26 protein-coding genes are annotated in these 26,304 nt (G+C 42.3%); 17 read left to right on the forward strand and 9 right to left on the reverse strand.

Translation table 11 applies throughout. The annotated features are described in order from the left end of the window. Positions 1–66: 66 nt before the first annotated feature. The 11 genes from murI to ACOQON_RS05670 are packed head-to-tail and all read left to right on the forward strand — an operon-like array spanning position 67 to position 11,080. Positions 67–891, forward strand: coding sequence for a glutamate racemase (gene murI, locus ACOQON_RS05620; RefSeq protein ID WP_420577948.1), 825 nt, complete (start codon positions 67–69; stop codon positions 889–891). 9 nt (positions 892–900) lie between these two features. Then, complete coding sequence (locus ACOQON_RS05625) at positions 901–1,389, forward strand: hypothetical protein (RefSeq protein WP_420577949.1); 489 nt, start codon at positions 901–903, stop codon at positions 1,387–1,389. A gap of 47 nt (positions 1,390–1,436) precedes the next feature. Beyond that, complete coding sequence (nuoH, locus tag ACOQON_RS05630; protein WP_420577950.1) at positions 1,437–2,411, forward strand: NADH-quinone oxidoreductase subunit NuoH; 975 nt, start codon at positions 1,437–1,439, stop codon at positions 2,409–2,411. 4 nt (positions 2,412–2,415) lie between these two features. After that, positions 2,416–3,066, forward strand: coding sequence for a 4Fe-4S dicluster domain-containing protein (locus ACOQON_RS05635; protein WP_420577951.1), 651 nt, complete (start codon positions 2,416–2,418; stop codon positions 3,064–3,066). Then, positions 3,067–3,558, forward strand: coding sequence for an NADH-quinone oxidoreductase subunit J (locus ACOQON_RS05640; protein ID WP_420577952.1), 492 nt, complete (start codon positions 3,067–3,069; stop codon positions 3,556–3,558). It begins immediately after the preceding gene. Next, positions 3,551–3,862 carry an NADH-quinone oxidoreductase subunit NuoK gene (gene nuoK, locus ACOQON_RS05645; RefSeq protein WP_420577953.1) on the forward strand — a complete coding sequence of 104 codons (312 nt, stop codon included), beginning with the start codon at positions 3,551–3,553 and terminating at the stop codon, positions 3,860–3,862. The genes ACOQON_RS05640 and nuoK overlap by 8 nt, the downstream gene beginning before the upstream one ends. Then, a complete protein-coding gene (locus ACOQON_RS05650) occupies positions 3,859–5,736 on the forward strand; it encodes an NADH-quinone oxidoreductase subunit L (RefSeq protein ID WP_420577954.1) in 1,878 nt (625 codons plus the stop codon). The genes nuoK and ACOQON_RS05650 overlap by 4 nt, the downstream gene beginning before the upstream one ends. A 6-nt stretch (positions 5,737–5,742) precedes the next feature. Further along, positions 5,743–7,326, forward strand: a complete 1,584-nt coding sequence (locus ACOQON_RS05655; protein WP_420577955.1) for a complex I subunit 4 family protein — start codon at positions 5,743–5,745, stop codon at positions 7,324–7,326. Then, positions 7,323–8,750: an NADH-quinone oxidoreductase subunit N gene (locus ACOQON_RS05660; RefSeq protein ID WP_420577956.1), complete on the forward strand. Its 1,428-nt coding sequence runs from the start codon at positions 7,323–7,325 to the stop codon at positions 8,748–8,750. Before ACOQON_RS05655 ends, ACOQON_RS05660 begins: the two co-directional genes overlap by 4 nt. Then, positions 8,743–10,629 carry an amidophosphoribosyltransferase gene (locus ACOQON_RS05665; RefSeq protein WP_420577957.1) on the forward strand — a complete coding sequence of 629 codons (1,887 nt, stop codon included), beginning with the start codon at positions 8,743–8,745 and terminating at the stop codon, positions 10,627–10,629. Before ACOQON_RS05660 ends, ACOQON_RS05665 begins: the two co-directional genes overlap by 8 nt. Before the next feature lie 34 nt (positions 10,630–10,663). Beyond that, positions 10,664–11,080 carry a hypothetical protein gene (locus ACOQON_RS05670; RefSeq protein ID WP_420577958.1) on the forward strand — a complete coding sequence of 139 codons (417 nt, stop codon included), beginning with the start codon at positions 10,664–10,666 and terminating at the stop codon, positions 11,078–11,080. On the opposite strand, the gene ACOQON_RS05675 is transcribed toward ACOQON_RS05670, so the two are convergent. The 3 genes from ACOQON_RS05675 to ACOQON_RS05685 are packed head-to-tail and all read right to left on the reverse strand — an operon-like array spanning position 11,081 to position 12,379. Further along, complete coding sequence (locus tag ACOQON_RS05675) at positions 11,081–11,614, reverse strand: hypothetical protein (protein ID WP_420577959.1); 534 nt, start codon at positions 11,612–11,614, stop codon at positions 11,081–11,083. A gap of 31 nt (positions 11,615–11,645) precedes the next feature. Continuing rightward, positions 11,646–11,972, reverse strand: a complete 327-nt coding sequence (locus tag ACOQON_RS05680; protein WP_420577960.1) for a HesB/IscA family protein — start codon at positions 11,970–11,972, stop codon at positions 11,646–11,648. Further along, entirely contained in the window at positions 11,972–12,379 is a 408-nt protein-coding gene (locus tag ACOQON_RS05685) for a hypothetical protein (protein ID WP_420577961.1), read from the reverse strand. Before ACOQON_RS05685 ends, ACOQON_RS05680 begins: the two co-directional genes overlap by 1 nt. A 212-nt stretch (positions 12,380–12,591) precedes the next feature. Here ACOQON_RS05685 and mce point away from each other — a divergent pair, with 212 nt between their 5' ends. Next, complete coding sequence (gene mce, locus ACOQON_RS05690) at positions 12,592–12,993, forward strand: methylmalonyl-CoA epimerase (RefSeq protein WP_420577962.1); 402 nt, start codon at positions 12,592–12,594, stop codon at positions 12,991–12,993. A 90-nt stretch (positions 12,994–13,083) separates the two neighbouring features. Continuing rightward, on the forward strand, positions 13,084–14,115 hold the full coding sequence (gene thiL, locus ACOQON_RS05695) for a thiamine-phosphate kinase (protein WP_420577963.1): 1,032 nt from the start codon (positions 13,084–13,086) through the stop codon (positions 14,113–14,115). A gap of 100 nt (positions 14,116–14,215) precedes the next feature. Here thiL and ACOQON_RS05700 read toward each other — a convergent pair whose 3' ends face one another. Next, the gene (locus ACOQON_RS05700) at positions 14,216–14,785 is read right to left on the reverse strand and encodes a YceI family protein (RefSeq protein WP_420577964.1); all 570 of its coding nucleotides are present in this window, start codon (positions 14,783–14,785) and stop codon (positions 14,216–14,218) included. A 116-nt stretch (positions 14,786–14,901) separates the two neighbouring features. On the opposite strand from ACOQON_RS05700, the gene ACOQON_RS05705 reads away from it, so the two are divergent. The 4 genes from ACOQON_RS05705 to ACOQON_RS05720 all read left to right on the forward strand — a co-directional run bounded on the left by ACOQON_RS05705 (position 14,902) and on the right by ACOQON_RS05720 (position 21,467). After that, entirely contained in the window at positions 14,902–15,462 is a 561-nt protein-coding gene (locus tag ACOQON_RS05705) for a DUF3109 family protein (RefSeq protein WP_420577965.1), read from the forward strand. 149 nt (positions 15,463–15,611) lie between these two features. Beyond that, positions 15,612–16,757: an efflux RND transporter periplasmic adaptor subunit gene (locus ACOQON_RS05710; RefSeq protein ID WP_420577966.1), complete on the forward strand. Its 1,146-nt coding sequence runs from the start codon at positions 15,612–15,614 to the stop codon at positions 16,755–16,757. Between the two features lie 23 nt (positions 16,758–16,780). Beyond that, entirely contained in the window at positions 16,781–20,011 is a 3,231-nt protein-coding gene (locus tag ACOQON_RS05715; protein WP_420577967.1) for an efflux RND transporter permease subunit, read from the forward strand. Beyond that, positions 19,998–21,467, forward strand: coding sequence for an efflux transporter outer membrane subunit (locus tag ACOQON_RS05720; protein WP_420577968.1), 1,470 nt, complete (start codon positions 19,998–20,000; stop codon positions 21,465–21,467). The genes ACOQON_RS05715 and ACOQON_RS05720 overlap by 14 nt, the downstream gene beginning before the upstream one ends. 205 nt (positions 21,468–21,672) lie before the next feature. Here ACOQON_RS05720 and ACOQON_RS05725 read toward each other — a convergent pair whose 3' ends face one another. The 5 genes from ACOQON_RS05725 to ACOQON_RS05745 all read right to left on the reverse strand — a co-directional run bounded on the left by ACOQON_RS05725 (position 21,673) and on the right by ACOQON_RS05745 (position 26,183). After that, a complete protein-coding gene (locus tag ACOQON_RS05725) occupies positions 21,673–21,894 on the reverse strand; it encodes a type II toxin-antitoxin system RelE/ParE family toxin (protein ID WP_420577969.1) in 222 nt (73 codons plus the stop codon). Continuing rightward, positions 21,891–22,124 carry a hypothetical protein gene (locus ACOQON_RS05730; protein ID WP_420577970.1) on the reverse strand — a complete coding sequence of 78 codons (234 nt, stop codon included), beginning with the start codon at positions 22,122–22,124 and terminating at the stop codon, positions 21,891–21,893. The genes ACOQON_RS05725 and ACOQON_RS05730 overlap by 4 nt, the downstream gene beginning before the upstream one ends. Before the next feature lie 289 nt (positions 22,125–22,413). Then, on the reverse strand, positions 22,414–23,145 hold the full coding sequence (locus ACOQON_RS05735; RefSeq protein WP_420577971.1) for a hypothetical protein: 732 nt from the start codon (positions 23,143–23,145) through the stop codon (positions 22,414–22,416). A 305-nt stretch (positions 23,146–23,450) separates the two neighbouring features. Continuing rightward, the gene (locus tag ACOQON_RS05740; protein WP_420577972.1) at positions 23,451–24,161 is read right to left on the reverse strand and encodes a hypothetical protein; all 711 of its coding nucleotides are present in this window, start codon (positions 24,159–24,161) and stop codon (positions 23,451–23,453) included. A gap of 141 nt (positions 24,162–24,302) precedes the next feature. Next, a complete protein-coding gene (locus ACOQON_RS05745; RefSeq protein ID WP_420577973.1) occupies positions 24,303–26,183 on the reverse strand; it encodes a hypothetical protein in 1,881 nt (626 codons plus the stop codon). Positions 26,184–26,304: the final 121 nt, after the last annotated feature.

The raw sequence follows: 26,304 nt of genomic DNA on the forward strand, positions 1-26,304 counted from the left end.
CAAATTAAATTTTAACTCTTTACTTGCAGTCCCGGCGCTAACACGTCGGGATTTTTTGATTCATACATGAAGTCTAACCAACCAATTGGGATTTTTGATAGTGGGATAGGTGGTCTCACAGTGGCAAGGGCAGTAAAGAAAGCCCTGCCAAATGAATCCATCATTTATTTTGGAGATACTGCTCACCTTCCTTATGGTGATAAATCAACTGCAGCTATTCAGGCATATTCCGTTCGAATAGCAGAAATGCTGCTCCGGAAGAAGTGTAAGGTAATTCTGATTGCCTGTAACTCAGCATCTTCAGCTGCATATGATCTGGTTACCGAGTACGTTGGAAAAAAAGCCAAGGTCTTTGATGTAATCAATCCCACAGTAGACTTCATCCGCGAAAACTATCAAAGTTCGAAGGTTGGGTTGATTGGCACAAAACAAACAGTTTCAGCCGGGGTTTACAGAAGGAAAATTGAGGAGCTCGATCAGGAAATTGACTTTACCTCGCTGGCTACACCATTGCTGGTTCCCATGATTGAAGAAGGTATTTATCATGATGAGATCAGCCGGAACATCATAGAAAAATATTTAAGTGATTCTTCTCTTCAGGGAATTAAGTCACTCATACTTGGTTGTACGCATTACCCGATTATAAAAGAGGAGATTCGAAATCATTACCGTGAATTGGATGAGGAGGTTGAGATCATCGATTCCGCAGAGACAGTTGCGCTGGCACTCAAGTCCTTTTTGGAGTATCATCAGCTTGTAAATAAAGAAAAGACGGTCCCGGATCAATTTTTGGTTTCTGACTTCACTGAATCATTCGAGCATACAACCAAGACATTTTTTGGGGAAGAGGTGCATCTGGAACAAATCCCGATTTGGGACGAATTAGGTTAGTTTTACAATATGAAAAAACAATTCATTCTCTTGGTAGTGGTTTTAGTCTCTGCCTGCACAGTAAACAAAAGCACGAATTCTATGCACCCATATAATGGTGATACAATTGGTTGTGGTGATTTCGTTGTTTATAAATTAACTAACGATAATAAAGAGTACATATCTATAGTTGTGGATATGTCTTCCATTGAGTTGGAGGAGCGACAGGCCTATGCTATTGGTAAAGCCGATGTAGTGAATGTCACCCGCAAGAAGTTTAATGGACCGATTCATACTGCACTTTGTAATGATGTGATGAGTGAGAGGCCGGAAGAAGTGCTGACTGAATCTGCTGATGGTGGAGTTGTGGAGGTAATTGTAGGTGAGTTGCAGCAAGAGAAAAAAGAAAAAGGGGAGCCATATACAGTCACTTTAGTTCTACAGAAAGTAACGTTCGAAACGTCAACCATTGACTATTTACGACTGGATGATGTCAATGTAGGATGGTTACCCGGATAATTTCATCAAAATATTTTCTTAGAATGACCTGAGCGGTAAATTCGAGTGTGATTTCATTCGTCTTCTATCTGGGTTTCCTTTTAATCTTTGTGGTCTTTGCAGTGTATGCAGAGCGGAAGACTGCCGCATTCATCCAAAATCGATTAGGTCCTATGGAGGTAGGCCCGAAAGGAGTACTACAGACAGTTGCCGATCTCCTGAAGATGTTGCAGAAAGAAGACATTCGTGCGAAAGCAATTGATATCGTTCCTTTTCTTTTAGCACCATTTATTGTTTTTGCTGCTGTTTTTGTTGGCTACTCAGTACTTCCTATCAATGCCGAACTTTCCGGCTCTTCTATCTCAAGTGGAGTGTTTTTCTTATTAGCCATTGTATCTCTGGATGTCCTGGGTATTCTAATGGCCGGCTGGGCATCCAATAACAAATACAGCTTATATGGTGCGATGAGGTCAGTAGCGCAAATTGTATCCTATGAGGTGCCTTTAGGCCTGAGTGTTCTGTGCGTCATCATCCTCACCGGAACACTGAGTCTTCAAACCATGAGCGTGCTTCAGGAAGGAGGAATACTGGCCTGGAATATTTTGAAATATCCCATTTTGATCGTTCCCTTTATCATATTTTTTGTTGCCGGGCTGGCAGAATCCAATCGAACACCATTCGACCTACCTGAGTCAGAATCTGAGTTGATAGGAGGGTATCATACGGAATATTCTGGCTTTCGCTGGGGTATGTTTATGCTGTCCGAGTATGGCATGATGCTGCTATTATCTATCCTTGGGGCAATCCTGTTTTTTGGTGGATGGAACTCTCCATTTTCAAACTTACTGGATGGACCTATTTGGGGGACGTTTTGGTTGTTGTTCAAAGCATTGCTTTTGATCTTTGTGCAAATGTGGGTGCGATGGACATTGCCTCGCCTCAGAGTGGACCAGCTGATGAGTTTGTCATGGAAATATTTAACCCCACTGGCCATTTTGATGTTGTTTGCATGTGCATTGTGGAAACTATGGATAATAAGTTGATGAAGTGAGTTATTTCGGAAACATAGCGATTGGTGCGAAGACGACATGGAAAGGCATGATGTTGTCCATCCGCTACTTCTTTCAGGCAAGGTTTGGACGAAAGAAGGAATGGGTGGGAGAGGACAACTACTTCGAAAAAGCGAATGGAACTTTCACCGTGCAGTACCCTCATGAAGAGATACCTATTCCGGACAATGGGCGCTATCAGCTACACAATGAAATTGACGATTGTATTGTCTGTGATAAGTGTGCTAAAATTTGTCCGGTAGACTGCATCGATATTGAACCTGTCAGATCACCGGAAGTGTTTGGTCATACCTCTGATGGAACCCCACTCAGAATCCATGCGGCCAAGTTTGACATAGATATGTCCAAATGCTGTTTCTGCGGACTATGTACGGTAGTATGTCCAACGGAGTGCCTGACCATGACAAAGGAGTTTGACTTCAGCACGAATGATATTCTTGATCACAATTTCTCATTTAGTAAAATGACGGATCAGGAGATCGCAGAGAAGAAAAAGGAATTCGAAGATTATCAGGCGGAGAAGGTGAAGGCCAAGCCTGAACTTCCGGTAGAGAACAAAGAAGCGGATGTGATGAAGAAACCGACCACTAAACCAGTTTTCAAACCTCGCATACCTAAGAAAAAATAGATGATTGTAGCCATCCAGATATTTATGGGACTACTTGTGTTGGCAGGCGTATCCATTATCTTGTTTACACGAAACATCATTCATGCTGCATATTCACTGTGTCTTGCACTCATTGGAATAGCAGGGGTATATGTGCTCTTAATGTCTGAATTGCTGGCGGTCGTTCAGGTTATGCTCTATGCAGGTGGGGTAGTGATTTTGTTGGCGTTTGGTGTGATGATGACGAACCGGTTGCGGGGAGAGAAAGTGTTATCCGGATCTCGAAATCAAATTGTAGGGGCAATACTTGCGATCGGATTGTTCGGGGGACTTTCATATCTCATTTCCACGGCTACTTTTAATACACCGCCTGTAAAAGAACTTGATCAAATCGAATCGATAGGGATCTCCTTTTTGACTGATCACATTGTCGCATTCGAACTTATTGCTTTCATTTTATTGGTCGCTCTGGTGGGAGCAGCTTACCTGGCAAAAAATGCAGCGAATGAGTGAGCAGGTATTAACATATTACCTTTATCTGGCGGCATTCCTGTTTTCTGCAGGTACCTATGTTGTGTTGACTAAGCGAAGCGCCATTTTTGTATTGATAGGCGTGGAGCTCATGCTCAATGGGGCGAACGTGGTACTCGCTGCATTCTCTCAGTTTGATACTGATTTGAGGGGACAAATAGTGGCCATTTTTGCGGTGGTACTTACCGTGTGTGAAGTGTCTATTGCGTTGGCGATCCTCCTGAATATTTATAGAAAATCCAAAGCATCCAACCTGGATGAACTCACCAAACTTGGAAATCTGTGAGTTTGCCATTCGCTATCATATTAACCTTGTTTTTACCACTTATAGGTGGGTTGATAGCTTTTTGGACCAAACGGGAAGTTTACTCAATTGTCGGTGTTTCAGCCGGATTAGTGTCCTCAATATTCTTGAGTTTTTCAAAAATCCCTTTCGTTTGGTTTGTAGAATGGCTTCCGGGATACGAATTAGCTGTATTCGTTGACAGAGCGTCATCTATTCTCATCAGTCTTGTGTTAATGATCTCCTTGCTTGTTCATATTTTCTCTTTGGAATACATGCGAGAGGAGGATGGAAAGTACAGGTATTTCGCCAAGCTAGGATTCTTTACCTTTTCCATGATTGGATTATTGATGGCTGATCACCTTATCCTGCTTTTTGTGTTTTGGGAGTTGGTTGGATTGGCTTCTTATCTCCTGATTGGTTTCTGGTATCGAAAGGAAGGTGTGCCTGCTTCTGCACGGTTGGCATTTATGGTCAACCGAATCGCGGATGTTGCTTTATTGGCGGGGATCTTACTTCTCAATACAACCGGATCACTTTCCATATCTGAGATGGAATCTACCTGGTTGTTTTTGCCGTCAGTTTTGGTTGCGGTTGGTGCCTTCGGGAAATCAGCTCAGCTTCCGTTCTCGGGCTGGCTCACCAAAGCAATGGTGGGACCTACTCCGGTTTCTGCATTGATTCATGCAGCAACCATGGTTGCTGCTGGTGTCTATTTGCTTTTCAGAGTAGCTCCATTTCTACATGCAGATACTCTGATGGTGATTGCATTTGTAGGTGTGATTACGGCCTTTTATGGAGCGGTATCCGCATTGTTTCAACATGACATTAAGAAAGTGCTAGCCTATTCCACCATTTCCCAGCTGGGATATATGGTGTTAGGCATAGGAGTCGGAGGTTCAAGTGCCTCGATCTTTCACCTTTTCACTCATGCCTTTTTTAAGGCAGGCCTTTTCATTGGTGCCGGTGCAATCATTCATTTCATGCATCAGGTCACCAAAGAAGATGCTCAAGATATGAGAAACATGGGTGGACTAAGGGAAAAGCTGCCATGGACGTTCAGAACGTTTTTGGTTTGCGCATTGGCATTAGCCGGATTGCCGTTCTTTAGCGGGTTCATGTCAAAAGAGGCGATTATTCTCTCTGCCTGGGACTGGGCCGATCAACTGGGGACATGGGCCTATTTAATTCCGGATCTGGCATTGATCACCGCCTTTTTAACCGCGCTTTATGTTGGGCGAATGGTGTTATTGGTTTTCTATGGAGAGCAACGCGCCAAATTCGAAAATTCATTTGCTGAAAGTTATAAACTGAGTTTACCGCTGATTGTACTTGCTTTGGGTTCACTTTGGGTACTCTTTAATTGGAATCCGTTGGCTCACGAGAGCTGGTTGAATGCCTTTTGGACTCAAGGTGAAACACATGCCGGAAGCATGATTGTAACATTCTTATCGATCCTTTTGGTAGGATCTGGATTGGTTTTATCATTCGGGCTCTTCAAACCAAAATCAGCATATTCAAACAACTATGCGAATCAATCTGACAAATTTCCAGCAGCTTTGAATGGCTTTTACCTGGTAAAGGTGTACGAGCAATTTGGAATGGTTCTGTCTGGGCTGGCTAAATGGATAGACACTATTGATCGAAAAGTGATTGATGGGGTGATCCATCTGTTTGGAATCGGGACAGTGGTGTTGTCGAAGGCGGTGGCCTTGATTGACCGCTTTGTGGTGGATGGACCAGTGAATGGTGTAGCTGGTATATCAGCTTATGTGGGAAGAAGGTTTGCGGCGATGAGCTCGCAAGATACGCAAACGCAACTGGCGTGGCTGCTAGTTGGGGTACTTTTAATTTTAAGTTGGATTCTGTTCTTTTAACATCGCATGGAAAATATCCTAACCTACATTTTTCTGTTTCCACTCCTCATAGCGTTTGTAATGCTATTCATTCCCGCTGGGAGATGGAAGATATTCCGTAGGCTCTCTTTTGCAGCAGTTGCCATCCAATTGATTCTTTCCATTGCCATGGCGTTGGATTTCAGCAAGAATATGAATGCCGATAGCTGGGAGGGAATGTTCCAGTTTGTTGAGCAGGTGAGTTGGATAAGCATGGATCTGGGTTCGGTAGGAGCCATCCAAATACAATATTTCCTCGGGGTTGATGGGATCAGTATGCCTCTGGTCGTGCTTTCATCTTTTGTTTTACTTATAGGGATAATCTCTTCATGGAACATTCAGGAGAAGGCGAAAGGATATTTCATCCTGTACCTGATTCTGAGCTCAAGCATTATCGGGTGTTTTATTTCACTTGATTTCTTCCTTTTCTACCTCTGCTTCGAGTTTATGCTGCTCCCGATGTTCTTTCTCATTGGAATCTGGGGAGGCAAGCGGCGATCATATGCTTCTATCAAGTTTTTCTTGTATACCCTTTTAGGCTCGCTGTTTATTCTCGTGGTAATGATTGGCTTGTACCTAAGTGTGGTAGATGGAGAGGTCAACACTTTCAGCCTGATTAAAATGCTTGATGGGAATTATGCTGAAGGATCGATACTTGATCCGGCATCCCCACAATTGATTTTTGGATATTCGGCTCGTGTGCTTGCATTCATCTTTCTGATTATTGGGTTTGGGATTAAGCTGCCAGCTGTACCGGTGCATACCTGGCTACCGGATGCACACGTGGAGGCACCCACGCCCATATCTGTTGTGCTTGCCGGGTTGTTGTTGAAAGTAGGAGCATATGGATTGCTACGCATCGCCTATGGTATTTTCCCGGATGTATCTATTGATTATGCCGGGTTTGTAGCTGTAATTGGAGTTCTTTCCATTCTCTATGGAGGCATGAATGCCCTTGCTCAAAGAGATCTAAAACGAATGGTGGCCTATTCATCGGTTTCGCATATGGGCTTTGTATTGGTTGGGTTGGCGTCTCTGACTGCCATTGGATTTTCAGGGTCGCTCTTTCACATGGTTTCACATGGCCTTATTTCACCCGCACTCTTCCTGATAGCCGGAGTGATCTATGACCGGACCGGCAACCGACAAATGGAGAATTTTAGCGGGCTGGCGAGCAAAATGCCCGTTTACACCTTCTTTATGGCTGTTTTCTTTTTTGCTGGTCTTGGACTACCGGGACTGTCGGGGTTCGTTGGAGAGCTTATGGTATTGATGGGAGCTTTCGGTAGTTCACATTTCTCATTTTGGATAGGAATACTATCAACACTGGGAATTGCGATTTCAGCAGCCTATTTTCTATGGACCATTCAGCGCATGTTTTATGGAAAATATTTCGTAAGAGAATCAGCATGGGAGGGTAGTATGCTGGATTTGACAGCCAGAGAAAAACTGATGCTTATTCCGCTCGCAGCTGTTGTTATCGTTTTAGGTATTTACCCAAGGTTGATGCTCGACTACTCAAACGAAACCATCGAATTTTTCATTCAGCAGATTAGCCGTTTCAATCCATGAGTTTGAATGACCAGCTAAATGGAATACTGAATGACCTTCAGGGAGTCTGGACAGAAACTTCCCTGATCGTCGGGGCTATTTTATTGCTAATCACTGGCTTAATCAATTCAAACAGATGGTTAATTAAAGGCTGTTTCCTTATCGTTTTGCTATTCGCATTGTTTCTTAACCAGTCAAACGATGTGTCTGGGTTGCTGCTTGAGGATGGTCTTCGATTGACATCTGATGCGTTCATTTTTGGGACTCTTTTTGTTTTTGTTGGTATACTGCTACTTATCTTTCAGCGTCAGTCCGAGCATTTGGTTGAATTTTACTTCTTCATTCTGGCACTGCTTGCAGGAAGCTTGTTTATGATGAAAGCCAACAGCTTGTTGATTGTTTACCTCTCAATAGAACTGGCTTCATTCTCCTCTTACATTCTTACCAACTTTTCTTTCAGGAAGAAAGGCTTTGAGGCCGGAATCAAGTACCTGTTATTTGGAGCGATAAGCTCAGCCATTATGTTGTTTGGGATAGGGCTGATCTACGGCTCCACCGGTGCATTCTTTCTGTCAGAATGGAATGTTACAACTTATGGTGACTTGCTTCCTCAGGTTGGGTTTGTGCTTATGCTGATTGGGATTTTCTTCAAGATTTCCATTGTTCCTTCCCACATCTGGGTGCCTGCCACGTACGAAACTGCCCCGGCCGATGCGACGGCATTTATGTCCATTGTTCCCAAGCTTGCTGGATTGGTATTGTTGAAAAACATCTTTGCCTTGAAGGCATTTACGCCCGGTCATTGGGTTTATTCGCTCATTCTTGTGTTGGGTATTGCTACGATCATCGTCGGTACTCTGGGTGCATTGCGACAGCATAACGCTCGAAGAATGATCAGTTTTGGAGCGATAGCTCATTCAGGTTTCTTATTGCCTTTCGCCATACTGGATATTTCTTCAGATGCTTTTTGGTATTATGCAGTCACTTACGCATTGATGAATGTTGCCGTTTTTTATCTTTTGGACGAATATGAAAAACAAGGCGTCAATACCACTGCAGACTATGTGAATGCAAAGGCTTCAGTTTGGGTAGGGGTAACGCTTACCTTGATTCTCATTTCACTGGTGGGGATTCCGCCCTTGGCCGGTTTTACTGCTAAGTTTTTCTTGTTTGCCAATCTTTGGGAGTCCTTCCTTGATTTGTCAAACAACCTGATTATGTGGTATTTGATTGTGGCAGTTTTGGCTACAGTGGGTTCGTTGTTTTTTTATCTGCAAATCCCCAAGCAGCTGTTTTTGGGAGAGTCAACGGATGACCAGTCCATCAATTTTAAATTCTCGACGAAAATTTTAGCAACTCTTTTCTGTATTGCGTTGTTATTGTTGTTCTTTGCACCTCAGTTGGTAATGGAAGCGAAACAATTGCTTAACAACGTCCATGAGTGACCCGATAAAACACGAATGTGGCATAGCCCACCTCCGCCTCAGGAAACCCCTACAATATTACATTGACAAGTACGGCACGCCCGCTTATGCGGCTAAGAAGATGTATCTGCTAATGAAAAAGCAGAGCAATCGAGGGCAGGATGGCGTTGGTATTGCAAGTATAAAAATCGATATTCCGCCAGGTCTGAGGTACATCTCACGTTATCGAACGATCAACTCAAATCCCATCGAAGAGATATTCGGGAAGGTAAGTAAGAAATATCTGAAGGCTAAAAAGGATCCGAGTGGAGATGAGAGAGATGCACAGTGGCTAAAGGAAAATTATGCATTCACCGGAGAGTCATGGTTAGGGCATCTACGGTATGGTACACATGGGAAAAACAGCATTGAGAATTGCCACCCCTTCCTGAGACAAAATAACTGGAGGAGCAGGAATCTGGTCATGGCCGGAAACTTCAATATGACCAACGTGGAGGAGCTTTTCAATATCTTGGTTGGATTGGGACAGTTTCCAAAAGACAAAGTTGATACCGTGACAGTGATGGAGAAAATCGGTCACTTTCTGGATGAAGAAAATCAGCGGATATTTGATAAATACAAAGATGAGCTTACCAACGAGGAGATCACTTACAAGATAGAAGAGGAAATTGACCTTCAACGGGTACTGCAGCGGTCATGTCGGGATTTTGATGGTGGCTATGCGATGGCTGGAATTATTGGTTTTGGAGCTTCCTTTGTTGCGAGAGATCCGGCAGGCATCAGACCGGCATACTATTATGCAGACGATGAGGTGGTAGTGGTTACTTCTGAGAAGCAAGCGATCAAGACAGCCTTTGGATGTGAATACTCCGAGATTCAGGAGATCAAACCCGGTCATGCACTCATCATATCAAAGGAAGGGGACTATGAGCAAAAACAGTTTATTGAGCCACTTGAAAGAAAGTCATGCTCCTTTGAGCGAATTTATTTCTCCAGGGGAACGGATCCGGATATTTACAACGAGCGAAGAAAACTTGGAGAGTTGTTAGTGCCCCAGGTGCTAAAGTCAATCAACTTCGACCTTCGTAATACGGTATTTTCCTACATTCCAAATACAGCGGAAACATCTTTTCTGGGGCTGATGAGAGGGGTGGAGCAATACCTGATCGCCAAGAGGAAAGAGGTGATCCTTGAAGGTAAACCATCAGCTGATTCCATCGAGGACATGCTGAACTTTCAGCCTCGCGTTGAGAAACTGGTACTGAAAGATGCCAAGCTAAGAACTTTCATTACAGACGACAAGGGGAGAGATGAGTTGGTGTCGCACGTGTATGACACCACGTATGAAGTCATCAATAAACACTCTGATACGCTGGTGGTGATTGATGATAGTATTGTAAGGGGAACCACCCTGGAAAAGAGCATCTTAACCCTCCTTGACAGACTTGAGCCTAAGAAAATAGTTATTGTCTCGTCTGCTCCACAGATTCGTTTTCCTGATTGCTACGGGATCGATATGAGTAAGATGAAAGAGTTCCTTGCTTTCAGGGCAGTTTTGGGACTATTAAAAGACCATGACAAGGAAGAATTGCTTGATATTGTTTTTGATAAGTGCCTGGCAAGTCAATCTGATCCTGACCCGGTCAATCATGTAAATGAGCTGTACCATCAATTCACGGATGAAGAGATATCCAGAAAAATCACTGAGATTGTCAAGCCCGAGGGAATGAAAGCAGAGGTCGAAGTAGTGTATCAGACGGTTGAAAATCTACACAAGGCATGCCCGAAACATTTGGGAGATTGGTACTTCACCGGCAACTATCCTACCCCGGGAGGTAACCGAGTTGTAAACAAAGCCTTTATTAATTTCATGAAAGGTGTAGAAGTTCGGGCTTATTAGGAAACAATTTTGCCTTTAAATCACTTATTGTGATATGAAGGTTAGCAAAAACGAGATCCTTTTTATTTATGATTCCTCTGATATGCAACAGAGAGAAGGACTAGCTTATGCTAAATCTCTAAGGCATTATGAGGTAAAAGAACTTGATGTTCAAAATGATTCGATCACACAACTTCAATTGAGTAATCTATCAGAGAAGCTGGGAGTAACCGCTAAAGAACTGATTCGTGTGGACAATGAATCTCATTTTAGCGAAGTGATGGATCTGGACGGACATGATATGCTGGATTATCTGACATCTAATCTAAAAATGCTAAAAACGCCCATTGTTGTTTATTATGATCACGCGAAGTTCATTGGTTCCCAATACGAACTGATGAAGGAAGATGGCATTAATAGTGTGTCTAATGTACAAACCTCCAGGACGATGAAGCAACGGAAGGAGGAATAATCACTCTAATTGAACCGGCTGGTCTGTGCCGTATTTTTGAATCATCCATTTCTCTCCATATACTGACTTATAGGTGATTTCTATTTCTGGTAAATCAATTCGATTGGGGTCTCCACCTGAAAACCAGGACCACAACTTCAAAGAATTGATACTGTCGTTCTCAACCTGAACCAAATCAATACGTGTGCCAGCAGGGACTAACCTGCCCTTCCCAATGTTGGAGTGTCCCATTCTGGTGATTGTGTCAATGGGGTCAATTACCCGCTGGACAAAGACCGCAGGGTCCATCTTGTAGATACTGTCTTTATAGATGATGTTAACCTCTTCTATGAATGCCGGTCCTATACCATTATTGATAAGAATCAGTCGGTAAGAGTCGTTGTTTCGAGAATTCCATAGTTCCAGATAAGGAAGTACGGAAGCATACTGTTGTGTTCTAAAAATATTGGTTTGATAGATGATAGTGAATAGAGTCCCCAAAGAAGCAACTATTGCAACAATGCTAATCCATCGATCTGAGCTCCATTTTTTCATGCAGCTAAAATAGCCACATCTGAATAATATGCTAAACTGAAAAGCTTTCCCCGCATCCGCAGGTTCGAGATGCATTCGGGTTGACGAACTGAAAGCCCTTTCCGTTTAATCCATCGGAGAAGTCAAGTGTCGTTCCAAGCAGATAAAGCAGGCTCTTTTTGTCTACTAATATTTTCACGCCTTTGTCCTCAAACACTTCGTCAGCATCCTGGATTTCAGGATCAAATGAGAGATCATACATGAGTCCGGAACAACCGCCTCCTTTTACAGAAACACGGATGTTATGATCTAATGATTTTCCTTCTTTATTAAGAAGCGTTAAAATCTCATCTTTCGCACTATCAGTCACATTTATCATCAGGCCACAGGGTTTAATACAATACTAAATACAGTCAGGTTATTCATGTCTCGGCCATAGTATAATTTATCCATGGCGTCATACATGTTTTTTGCTCGAAAATAGGAGGTCTGCAGTTCATTCATCCCTTTAGTCATCCATTGGATAGTAAAAGAACTCTCTTTGTCTTTATGTGTACGAACGTAATCCAGCATCTTGTGGAGTGCGTCCGTTTTATCAAAACCGGTGATTGACTTAAATAGGAATGATTGATTATGACGAGGGTTGATGGTGATCAAATCCAGTTTGACTTTACCTTCATTATTTGAAAATTCAAATATGACTTCATCACTTCGCAATCCAAGGAAGTTTTTGATCTCATTTTGAATCTTTGCAGATTCTACGTGTATGTCGGAACGTATCTCCATTTTCTTTCAATTAATCGGTAAACTTTTCAGATCGACTGAAAGTTCCTGCATTTTTGCAAACTTAATAATAAAGAGCATGATGCCTTCCTTTTTCGCTTGCCTGTCCGGTAGGCAGGGCAGACAGGCTCAACCCAATTATTGGGTTAAATTGTACGTGTATAGCTGACAATCTACCATTTGGTAGCTGGTTAGCTTTTAATGAATTAAGTAAAATGTGGAAAAACGTTGAGCATATTGGCATAGCTGTCAAGGATCTGAATAACTCGAACAAACTATTTGAGACCCTTTTTAACAAGCCGGCATACAAAGAGGAAGAAGTGGAGTCAGAAAAAGTGATCACTTCATTTTTTCAATTGGGAGAAACCAAAATCGAACTTCTCGAAGGTGGAAGTGATAGCGCAATTGCAAAATTCATTGAAAAGAAGGGAGAAGGCATCCATCACATCGCTTTTGAAGTAGAAGATATCTACTCTGAAATGGAACGGTTAAGAATGGAAGGATTTCAGATCTTGAATGAAGAACCCAAAAAGGGTGCTGATAATAAGCTGGTGTGCTTTGTGCATCCGAAAACTGCCAATGGCGTATTGGTGGAGCTTTGTCAGGAAATTAAATGACAATTTAAGAACTGTCATGCTGACGAAGGAAGCATCTCATAGGAATGATGAGATCCTTAGCTGCACTCAGGATGACATCAATGAAAGATAATGAGTGACGAAAAAAGAACAGAAATAGGAGAGATCGGTGAATTTGGTTTGATCGACCGAATAGCCGAAAAATTTCACCCTAAAAATGAAAAGACCGTCAAAGGGATTGGTGACGACACGGCTGTTTTCGATTTGGGTGATAAATACCTCCTAACTACCACAGACATGCTGTTGGAAGGAGTTCATTTTGACCTTTCCTACATGCCTTTGCCACATTTGGGTTACAAGGCTGTTGCAGTAAATATTTCCGATATAGCTGCAATGAACGGCACGCCCACACAAATTACTGTCAATCTTGGACTAAGTAACCGATTTTCAGTGGAGGCTGTTGAAGCTATTTATGAAGGGATAAAAGCGGCATGTGACGAATACAATGTAGACCTGGTTGGTGGAGATACCACGTCTTCAGCTTCAGGATTGGTCATTTCGGTCACGGCGTTAGGAGAGGTGGATCGGGACAAGATCGTATATCGAAATGGTGCAATGGAAAATGATATTCTCTGTGTAACCGGTGATCTGGGAGGTGCTTTCGTTGGCTTACAAGTTTTAGAGCGAGAAAAGCAGGAATTCCTTGCCAACCCTGATATGCAGCCAAAACTATCCAAATACGAGTATGTGGTTGGTCGTCAGCTTCGACCGAAAGCACGAATGGATATCATTCATGAATTTAAAGATTTAGGTATTCAGCCAACATCGATGATTGATGTTTCTGATGGACTTGCTTCCGAGGCTTTCCATCTGTGTAAGCAATCAGGGTTGGGAGTTGCGATCTATGAAGACAAAATTCCGATCGAAAAGGAAGCGTTTGAAACGGCAGCCGAATTTAGCATTGACCCGAACTCCTGTGCTCTAAACGGAGGGGAAGACTATGAGCTACTTTTTACGATTGGTCAGGATGATTTTGAAAAGATTAAAAATCACGCAGATATCCATACGGTGGGCTACATGCAGGCTAAGAAGAAAGGAAGAACTTTTGTAACCAGGAGTCAGAATGTCGTAGAGCTTCAGGCTCAGGGATGGAGGCATTTCTAAAGCAGCAATCCGAGCAGCTGGATGATAGCCGACCGTATTCGACTAAAAAAAGGCCGCTGGAATACTCCAAGCGGCCTTAATCACCTAATCACTACTACTATTACTTACTCGCAACTAAGCTTACACTTAGATCAAAATTGTCATAGATCGTTTTGTCTCCGAGGTTGTCGAAGAAGCTACCTGATCCATATCGAACGTCAAACTTAGATCGGTCAATCGTAATGTCAGCGTTTGCCATGATCTTACCGTCTTCTTCCTTTACATCTGCTGTAAATTGGATTTCTTCAGTATTTTCTTTGATCGTGATGTTTCCGATGATTTTATACTTTCCAGGCCCCTGAGGTACCGCTTTTGTGATGACAAAAGTGGCTGTTGGGTATTTTTCTACTCCAAAGAAATCACCTGATTTCAAATGACCTTCCAGTTTGCCTTTCATGTCACCGCTCAGATCTCTGTTTTCAATGGTAGTCATGTCGATAGTGAAAATACCTCCCACTAGTTGTCCGTCTTCCATTTCCAACCTTCCGCCCTTCAGACCTATTACGCCATTGTGTTGACCAGTTACTTTTCTTCCGATCCACTCTACTGTGCTTTCGTCTGTCTTTACGTTGTACTTTTCTTTAGCCTCTCCGCTTAGTAATGCAGCTAAAATGATAAATGCTTTAATCATGGTTTTTTGTGTTAAGTTTTCTTTTTGTGTAAATTAAATGTATGTACATATAATGTATAGTCAAGTAACGCATTAAGACGAAAATTGTTCCCTACTTTTGTAAAAAAATTTAAAAAATGATTGAGGTAGGTAAGACATTGGTGTCTGATGATGTGATAGAGGAGCAGTTTGTGTGTGACCTGACGAAGTGTAAAGGTGCATGCTGTGTGGAAGGAGATTTGGGTGCGCCTCTGTTGAAAGAGGAATTGCCTGAAATAGAAAAAGTCATTGAATTGGTGAAACCCTATCTCACACCAGAAGCAATTGATGTCCTGGAAAAGGAGGGAGGGTATATCCTGGACGAGGACGGGGACTATTCTACGACTACCATTAACGGCAAGGAGTGTGCTTTTGCGTTTTATGATGATGCAGGTATTTTAAAGTGCAGCATAGAGCAGGCTCATAAAGAGGGAAAAACTGACTGGAAAAAGCCCATCTCATGCCACCTTTATCCCATACGTGTGGCAAGGCTTCCTGAGTTTGAAGCACTAAACTATGATCGCTGGCAGATATGCTCCCCGGCCTGTGACCTGGGTAAAGAACTGAAAGTCCCTGTCTACAAATTTCTCAAAGACGCACTGATCCGGAAGTATGGAGTGGAGTGGTATGAAGAGTTGGAGGAGAAGGTGAATAAATAGTATCTCCACTTAAATTGTAATAAAAGACAGTTTTTTTGGATAATATGAATATCAGCGAGATACATTGATTAACTTTTGCCCCTGATTCGGGTGTCTATATCTTAAAAGGAGGGTAGACACTTCGTTTTGTAAACTTTTTGGAGCCAAAAATGAAAACCAGCCAACACTACAGCCACACATTCAGTGTGCCTTATTTCTTGTTTTTTCTATTCCTGATTGCGAGTGGATGCCAACCCAAAGTAGAAGAGGATCCGGGCCTTCCTTTACCCGTGCAAACACTTAAAGCGCAACGCGCAACTAACACCTTTCAATATTTGGGTTCTGTGGAAGGGATTGAGAATGTAGAAATTCGTCCGCAGGTGGATGGTATTCTGGAGCAGATTTTTGTGGATGAGGGGGACTTTGTAAAGAAAGGACAGCCCCTTTTCAAAATCAACGCACAGCCATACATTGAGGATTTGAAAAACGCCCAGGCTGAAGTTGCCCTCGAGCGGGCCATGGTGAAAAAGGCAAAGACGGAACTTGAGCGTTTGCAGCCGCTTATTGATAACGAGGTGATTTCTGAGGTGCAGATGAAAACAGCTGAGGCGGATTATGAAATAGCATTGGCTTCCCTGGCTAAGGCGCAATCTATAGAAGCCAACATGCAGATTAAGCTTGGTTTCACCACCATTCACGCCCCGGTTAGTGGATTTATTGGTCGCTTTACCAAATCGGTAGGGAATGTGGTGAAGAAAACCGACACAGAACCCCTAACTGTGCTGTCGAACGTCAGCAATATCTACGTGTACTTCTCAATGAGTGAATCTGATTATTTGTACTTCGAACGGATGAAAGATGATTCTACATCTAAACGGATAAGTCCGGATGTAAAGCTGATCTTGGCAGATGGATTTGAGTACAACCATGTGGGGCATATAGATGCCAACTCAGGTCAGATCAATCGAAGTACCGGCTCTATTACTCTTCGTGCTGTATTTACGAACCCTGACACCCTCTTACGGTCGGGTAACACAGGGAAGGTTCTGATGGAGCAAATCTATCCCAATGCCCTTCTGATTCCTCAGAGTGCAGCTATCTCCATTCAGGACAAGAAGTTTGTTTTTGTGCTCGATGAAAACGATCTCACCTTTCGAAAAGAGATTGAGATCGAAGGAAGGTCCGGGCAGAATTACATCATTAGCAACAATAGCTTGTCTGAAAATGATCGAATTGTCATCGCAGGTCTGAATAAGCTATCTGATAGTGTGAAGATCAAACCGATTGAAGGAAATACGCTGCTGATCAATAACTAACGCTTTGCTATCAGGAATCTACTATGCTGAAGAATATCATCAAAAAACCTGTACTGACGCTCGTCATTTCCATCTTATTGGTTTTGGCCGGAGCTACCAGTATCACCACCCTTCCGGTGGAACGTTTTCCTGAAATCGCTCCTCCAAGTGTGAGTGTGCAGGTCTATTATCCCGGCGGTAATGCAGAGACAGTGGCTAAGTCGGTACTCTTACCAATTGAGGAGTCTATTAACGGTACCGCCAATATGACTTACGCTAACTCTACAGCCACGAACTCAGGACGGGGTAGAGTTACCGTATATTTTAAACCCGGTACCGATCCGGATAAAGCAGCAGTGGAGATTCAAAACCGAATTTCCAGCGTGACGGAGCGAATTCCTCCTGAAGTAACTGCAGCCGGCATTCAGGTGATGAAACGGATGAAGGGTAGTATCATGACCATTAACATCTTCAGCGAAACGGGGATGTATGATGAGACCTTTCTTAATGCCTATACCAGAATCAACATCAGGAGGGAGCTAAAAAGGATCGAAGGGCTTGCAGAGGCCAGCATTCTTCGGTCCAGGGATTATGCCATGCGGATATGGTTAGATCCGAATAAGCTTGCTCAGTACGGTCTAAGCCCACGAGATATTTATGATCAGATTGTAGATCAAAACTTTGAAGCTGCTCCGGGGAAGTTTGGAGAGAACTCTGACGAGCTCTTTGAAATTGTGATCAAGCATGAAGGACGCTTTGATGAGGAAGAAGAGTACGAGAATCTGGTGGTAAAGTCAGATGAGACAGGCTCTCTTTTGCACCTTAGGGACGTAGCAAGGGTAGAGTTTGGAGCTTCCAACTATACCAGTGAAAACCGACTGAATGGAAAGCCGGCAGTAACGATTGATATTGTCCAGTTGAGTGGGGCGAATGCGGTGGAGATCGATAAACAGGTGCGCAAAATTCTGGAAGAGCAAGCCAAACTGTTTCCCGAAGGAATTGACTATGAAATCACTTACAGTGTAAGAGATCAGATTGATCAGTCTATGAGTCAGGTAGTCAGCACATTGATGGAAGCCTTTGCTCTTGTATTTCTGGTCGTATTCATCTTCCTGCAAAATTTTCGGGTCACCCTCATCACTGCGATTTCCATTCCGATCTCATTGGTAGGTACCTTCTTCTTTTTAGGCCTGGTAGGTGTTTCAATGAACGTGCTAAGTATGTTCTCTCTTGTCCTTTCGATTGGTATCGTGGTGGACAATGCCATCGTGGTAATGGAGGCTATTTATGAAAAGATGAGTCACGGTCTATCTCCAAAAGATGCGGTGAATGAAGCGATGAGCGAAATTACCAGTGCGATCATATCCATTACGGTGGTGATCGCTGCGGTATTCCTTCCGATCGGATTCTTAGAAGGCCCTGTGGGAATTTTCTATCGTGAGTTTGCCTATACAATCATTTTTGCTGTGGTGATTTCGGCAGTTAATGCCCTGACACTTGGTCCGGTGCTGACCAGACTCTTGTTCAAGAAAAAGAAAGAGGAGGATAGCAACGAAGGAATGCATCAGTCCTTTGGCTACCTCATGTGGGGGCAGGTAAAGCGTCTCTTCAGAACGGCTCGCATTAGCAGTATTGGCAGCCATTCTTTGGTGAAAAAGGCCCAATCTCATAAGACTAGGGGGTTGAAGATATTCGATCATATGTTTGAGCGATTCATTAACAGATATGTGCATATCATACGGTGGTTGATTCACCACTCAGCTTTATCCATTTTTGGATTGATACTCATCTTTGTGACCACAGGTCTTTTAATGAAAAGTACCCCGAGTGGTTTCATTCCAACTGAGGATGACAACTTCCTGATCCTGTCACTTCGGATGCCGGAAGGCTCCTCTTTGTTCCGTACCAATGAAGCTTTAAGAAAAGCAGACTCGATCCTAAGGTTGGAAGAATCAGTAGCTAAGGTGAACACCGTATCCGGTTTCAATGTGGTGGTAAATGCAAATAGTCCATCATCCGGTCTGGCTTACATTAAATTGAAAGATGGAAAGGAACGAGGGAAAATTCGAAAGATGGAGGATGTGATGAAGCATCTGTCTTCAAAAATGGCCTTAATCGACGGTGCGAGTATCAATATCTATCCACGACCTACTGTGCAGGGATTTGGTAGTTTCGATGGAGTGCAGATCATGCTTCAGGATCGTTCCGACGGAGATTTGGGTCGTTTTGGACAGTTGGCCAATGAATTCATTGCGCATCTGAACAGTCTGCCGGAAATTCAAAATGCATTTACCTCTTTCAATCCCAACTTTCCGCAGACGAAGCTTAGTATTGATTATAAGAAAGCAAAGAGCCTGGGCGTAAGTGTCAAGGATTTGATGTTTACAATCAAATCGTATTTCGGGCGTACTCAGGCTGGAGACTTCAACCGATTCAGCCGACAGTATGGTGTATACATGCAGGCGGATATCCAGTTCCGGGAAAATCCATCGGACTTTAACAACATCTTTGTGAAGAACAAAGCAGGCGAGATGGTGCCCATCAATACCATCGTAAAGCTGGAACAGGATTTTGGGCCAGAGACAGTGAACCGATATAACCTGTATAATGCTGCCAAGATCAACATCACCCCGGCAAAAGGATTTAGTACGGGAGATGTGATGAATGCCATCGAGGTGGAGGCCGCCAGGGCCTTGCCAGCGAGTTTGAGTTTTGAATGGACCAGTATGAGTTTGGAGGAGAAAAACTCTGGAGGCGATACAGTCATTATCTTCATCATGAGTATTGTACTCGTCTATTTTATTCTGGCCGCTCAGTATGAGAGTTTCTGGTTACCATTTGCAGTGATTCTTTCCATCCCAACAGGCATCATTGGTGTTTTCGTCTCGATCCAACTCGCGGGGATTGATAATAACGTATACGTTCAGGTTGGGATCATTATGCTGATTGGACTTCTGGCCAAGAATGCTATTTTGATTGTGGAGTTTGCGTCTCAGAAACGAAAATCAGGTCTGCCGGCCATGGATGCAGTACTTCAGGCCAGTGCATTGCGTCTTCGATCCATCGTGATGACTTCCCTCGCATTTACGGTTGGTTTGATTCCATTGATGTTTGCGCATGGAGCATCCGCAATGGGAAACAAATCAGTAAGTATAGGAACGGCCGGAGGAATGATGTCCGGAATCATACTTGGTATCCTGATCATTCCGGTGCTAGCCTATCTGTTCCAAAGCCTTCACGATAGATTTAACATGAACTTTAATGATGAAGATTAGGTCCATGAAGCACAAAGGCATCATATTGATAACGATTCTACTGACAGTCTCTGGCTGTAGGCTGAACAAGCCGTATCAGAGACCAGATTTAGATGAGCCTGATACATTTTATGGAGATGGGGCCAGCACAGCCGAAAGCGCCATTAATCCGGTTAACACCTATTGGGCTGAGTTTTTCAATGACTCGCTGCTGGTTTCGTTGATCGACACGGCACTTGCCAACAATATCGACCTGAAAATTGCAGATGCTTATGTGGAAATTGGACTAGCCAGACTCAAGCAGGCAAAGGCCAACTTCTTGCCATCGGTAGATGCTTCGCCATTTAGGTATCGGCAGGATCTATTCTCTGAGAACTACAACAACTACGGTTCGAACCGGGCGAGGAGGAATCATGGGCCGGATGTTCCGACGAGCTTTTATACCGAGCGATTGGAATATGAAGCTTCTGTTGCCTTGAACTGGGAGCTCGATGTGTGGGGCAAGCTCAGCTCCCTAAAGCGTGCAAGACAGAATGCCTACATGCAGACGATGGAGTTTCGTAAAGCCGTGCAAACCTCTTTAATTGCTGATATATCCTCAACCTATTTCGTTTTGGGACTGCTTAAATCTCAGATTGCGGTATACAAAGACAACCTGGCACTCAACACCAATACCCTCAAAATCGTGAACCTGCAGTTTGAGGCAGGTGAGGTGACTTCCCTTGCAGTGAAGCAAACCCTGTCTCAAAAGCTGAGGGCTCAATCTCTCATCCCTCAGCTGGAGCGTGAGTACATTCGTCAGGAAAACAGGCTCAATCGCATGCTGGGACGATCGGGGAGGAGCATAGAGCTGAAAGACCTGGAGTCGCCGATCATTGATGATGAGTATGTGGCAGGACTACCCATCGAGCTGCTGAGCAACCGGCCGGATATGGCGGCTGCAGAATACGAACTCAAGGAGGCCTACGAGCGAGTGGGTATTGCCAATGCCATGCGCTATCCTTCCGTCAGTCTGGGATCTACGGTTGGTTTGAACTCCATGGATCTGGGCAAACTGCTAGATCCGACCGGTTCCGGTTTCTTTCTGGTGGGAGCCTCCGTCTTTCAGCCAATTTTCCAGAACCGGAAACTAAGAACCAACTATGAAGTGGCGATGAAAGAGAAGGAGATCGCTGAGCTGAAATTCAAAGACACGTTTCTTCAGGCCATGAATGAAGTTTCTAACGCGCTGGTATCCATCAAAAAGCTGAAGGAAGAATATGTGATTGCCCAGGAGAGGGTAGCTGCTGCCAAGAATGCCGTGGAAGATGCCTCTTTCTTGTTTAAAAGTGGATTAGCCAACTATCTGGAGGTCATCACTGCACAGACGGAAGCGCTGAATAGTGAGCTAAATCTGGAGAACCTCAAAATGCAGATATTCACAGCAGACGTGGAATTATATAGAAGCCTTGGCGGAGGCTGGGAGGAGCCTGATTAGTGACTTCTTACGCTTATTGAACTGGTAAGTTCTCAGTAAAACTGATACGTACGTACAGAAGGGAGGAGAGCGGGCCGTCCTGCGATAGTGGCTAGAAGCAGGCTGACATAGGCATCACTAGCGTATGTTAGAGAGTGTTATTTCGGCTTCTTCTTAGGGTCTTGCCTAGTGTCGAAGAAAGTTAACAGACTGATATGATCTTTGTTTATCCGGTAGAATATTCTTGTCTGCTTTGATATTTGAAATCCGTGAATGTTTTTGTCTCGGACTTCCATGTACCGAGTTCAGGAAATCTTTCTAAGAGTTCTAAGAAGTCGAATACCTTGTCTTTGAATTTTTTAGATGATTTATCTCCGAATTCAGTTAGAATGTAGGTGTAGATTTCTTGAAATCGATTTTCTGACTTCTTCGTCCAGTATATTCTCATTTATACTTTCTAAGAATTTCAGAGTGAGCTGTTAGATTTTCTGGATTATTAGATTCCTCATAGGCATCCATCACTTCTTTTCTTTGACTCTCTGATAGACTGCTCCAAAGTGTTCTTGCTTTTGCATTCTTTCTTTCTGATAAGAGGTCATGCAGCGATTCCAGAAGTTTAGTGTTCTGAATGCCATCTATTAGTTGATGAAGATTTGATTTAAGTTCAACCGTACTCATAATTCAAAGATACGAAGAATTCTAGCGAAAGTTAGCTGTCAAATACTCTCTAACGCTCAGCCAGCGGGCGGATGTCCCGAACTGAGAAATTTCTGATAAAACTAGCGAACCTGAACCACACGCACAACGCTATCTGCGGAGTGCTGCGTTCCCCGGACATTCGCAAGAAGCCGAGGCGTTCAGCAAAGTGATGAAAAGGACAGACCTGCCTGCCGGCAGGAGGGAAGGAGAGCGGGCCGTCCTGCGATAGTAGCTAGATCTCAGTAAACATATGCATCACTAGCGCGTGTTACCTACTGTCTAATTCTTCGTATACCATTTGATCTTGATCATAATTGTATCTAGAAACTATGAATCCATTAGTTATACCAAGAGGTTCGACCAGTGCGCGAACACTATCAATTGTTGTTCTTGACGTGGTACTATCTGCATGGATAAGTAACCAAATCTTTTCTTTGTCATGAACCTTATCTTTTTCAGCTTGAACAAATTGTTTTATGTCGGTGTATCCTGCGATAAAATCCCAAGTTTGGAAACAGGTAGAATCTGAGTTTATTAGTTCACTAGAAACATTCGCTTTGGTTGGGGGACCAATATAAATATGCGATATCAGGCTTTTCCATTGAGGGAGCTCAATTGGTGGGTTGTTTGTTGGTTTGGGAAGGTTGAGTCTTACTAATGAATTTGGGAAGCGATCATTTAAATGATGCTTCTCTTCAACCTTAAAAAACTTGAGTTGATTGTTAAGGACAAGTGTTTCGTTAGTTAATTCAAAGTCTGTGTACTGTTCAAAGTCAAAAACCAATGTTTCTTCACCGGTATCTTCATGATATCGCAGGAACTCACCACCAAACCATTCTCCTCCATATTTATTTATTTCGGTAGTGGTATCAGTAATGTCAAGAGTTAGATATGATCCATCCTCTTGTGGAATAGAATGCCAATGACCAATTAGTTCATCCTTTTCTTTTTGGCAGGAAGTCAGTAGATAAATTAGTGTCAGTAATAGAAATATGCGCATGGGAGAGATGGTAGGTAACGTCTAACTAGCGGGCGTATGCCCACAAGTTGTAAAGAGCACTAAGCTAGCGAAATCTTTAGATTCACGAGGGGTGGTGTGCATGGCTGTGGGTATGAGTAAACTGGCCAACCCCTACAAACGTCAACTACGAAGAGCTGCGTTTTGAAAGTCTCAAGCCAGAAAGACGAAAAGGTGGAGGGAAATGAAAGTATCAGAATGGGCAGTGTAGCGGACAAATTACACTGAGCCAAATAGAAAGCACTCCGGCATATGCCTGCTAGTGCTTGTTAGCAAAAGCTTAAAAATCATCGTTCAGCGGTTTGCACCCGCTCCATTTCATAGTTGCGCAAATGTTCTGATGAAAGATAGAGATCTCCATCTGGTCCAATTGCACCGGCAATAATCCCCACTCTTATATAGATTTTATTCAGCTCCGTATTGCGCAAATCGAGACGAAATTTGTTCTTCTTATTTCTTTTGGTTCGAAAGACATACATTCTATTCCTATCCAAATCGAGTACCTTTTCCTCGCCATCTTTGACCTCAAGAATTAATTCATCCTGCTCGTTATATATCTTGACTTTATGTATTCTCAGGAACTTGTTAGAAGGTCTATAGAAAACTACTTGTGTTTTTTCATTTGAATCTAGCTGACTGGAATTATTTCTTTCTCTAATACTTCCTAATCCTGAAGATTTAAAAATTGCACCTTTTAATCCATAGCACATTCTTTTAGCTCCATTTCCGGGGTACATTACCTCCTCGAGAACAATCAAGTTACCGCCTTTTCTAAGTGCTTGTTGTTCAATATATTCCATTACATCCGAAAATTGACAAACCTCGTAATGTCTATAATACAGGTTAACAAACTCTCCAGAATCTCTTAAATTAAATGATTGGAGGAGTTCAGCTCCCTGTGATTTACTCGAGTCAAAGGTTATTTCAATGTTAGTTTGAGAGTTGCCATCTTGGATGATGAATATTGAGAGAATCAGTAACAGAAATACTTTTTTCATTGCGGGGTTTTTGCTACGCTCAACTAAAATGAGTATGCGCCCCAGTTGCTAGAAGCACTGAGGTTTCTGGTTCGCATTGTCATCTCAAAGAGCTCAGTTCGCATATTCATTTTAGTGTTTGTTAGCAATATTTTTAGTATTCTATTTTGTTGGAAAATTAGCCAGCGATTCATCAATATGTTTGAGAAGAAATTGCCAGGTGGAATTTCGTAAATTCTTGGTTCTCATGCTTTTTCTTGACTTCAGTCGCTTTTTCAATTTCTCCAAAAACTCCTTTTCAGGAAACAGCTTCTCATAAATATGTTGCCTGTATCTGTCCTGAAAAAGGAAAGCTATTTCTATGATTTCCTTGTTTGATAAATTTAAGATGGTAGAATAAACTTTATTAAATGAGAGTTTTGTCCAGAAGGGTTGAAATCTGAAAATGTTTTCTCGACTTTTTGCCTCTTCAACAAACTTCTCAAAATCTGTTTGCATCATTTGAAAAAGTTCCTCCGTTTTATCAATTTCGTGATTTTCTGCAATTTGATTATTTATTTCAAGGCAGTATTTCATTATTTCGACTACATCATCTTTAAATTCTGTATCGTCACTTATTGATAGATGAAACCTCAAGTGAGAGTCATGTTTAAAATTTTCTTTTCCTCTAGTGACACCCTTTTTTATTCTATTTTTTAAGCGATTTAAGTTATATCTAAGGACGTTGTTGAATCTTGAAGCAAAATGAAAAACTGTAGCGTAATCCTTCAAAGGATATTTGCCTTGTTCTGCAAAGTCTATCATCTGATTGGTTAATTTTTTGTACGACTCATCAGAAAGATCAAGGCAATCGAAATACCCGAGTTGATTATAAACTTTCTGATAGTCCGGTATACTACCATCCTCAACAATGAAATAACCATTTAACTCTTCCTTTAGATTTTTCTCTATGAAGGCATTTTGACCTGTTATGTATGTAAGTATTGAGTGAAAATAATAATACCTCTTACTTTCGAAGTATACTTCTTTGAAGATTTGTGAATAGCTTTTTTTCTTCTCACCTTCTTCCTTATCTGACCCACTTCTTAAAAATTCATCAAAATTAATATCTGATAGATTCCCTTTGTATTCCATTATTTCATTGAAATTGGTCGAATTAAGCTTGCCCAACTTGTATTCAAATGATGTAGCCAATGAGAAATTCAGAACAGCTTCCAATTTCTCTTTCTCATTGATCTTAAAATCTTTTTCAGATTCAAAAAGGTTGGTCAGCCCGTAAAATATGATCTTAAAATGCTCTAGAAAAAAAATAAGGTTTCTGAGGTTGTCCTCATTCTTCTTGATTACTTCGACAATCGAAGATTTGTTTTCAGTGAGGAACTTATGATATAGTTTGAAAGGACTCTTATAACGTTGGTCAATGATTTCTTCAAATGCCTTCTCGCTATTTGGTTTGAATTCTACAGAAACTCCAATTACTTTTTCCTGAAGTTCGCTTTGATAGTCTTCATCTTCTAGAAGCTTCTGAACATTGGCGATTAAAATGATTTTAGCTCCTTGATTTTCAACAAGAGTGTTTATAAAACCAAAAACCTCTTTGATATTAAGGCTATCGCTTTTTCTGTCAATGTCATCAAAGCAAAGGACCAGTTGATCATAATTGATCCAATCATTCTTTGTGACATTAACATCTGCAATGTATTTATCAATGTCCCCTAATTGATTTATCTGGGCGATACCTCTAATAATTGATTTACCAACCCCAGCAGCCAATTTTACCGCACCATTTTTCAGAAAAGGATGAATTGAAAGAAATATCTCTGTTTGAATATCCTCTAAACTTCTAATACCAAAAAGAGAAATATGGACTGGAATAAGCTTCTTGCTAGCATCCTGCAGTGAACTCATTTTAGAAATCATCGGAGCTAGATGCTCCTTAAAAAAATGAGTTTTGCCAATTCCATACTGACCGTTTATTATGACTGCATAATTTGACTCAATCTTGAGGTATTGTTCGATAACTACTTTCAGATTATCATTCATGCAGATAAATTATTGCTAACGTCCAACTATCATCCGTAAGCTGGACTTTTCAAATTTCTATAAAAGTATCTTATCGCACCAGCCTTTGCAAATAGCTCCGTAAGCTTATGGATGATAGTAT

Source organism: Ekhidna sp. (assembly GCF_965221965.1).
Classification (GTDB): Bacteria; Bacteroidota; Bacteroidia; order Cytophagales; family Cyclobacteriaceae; genus Ekhidna.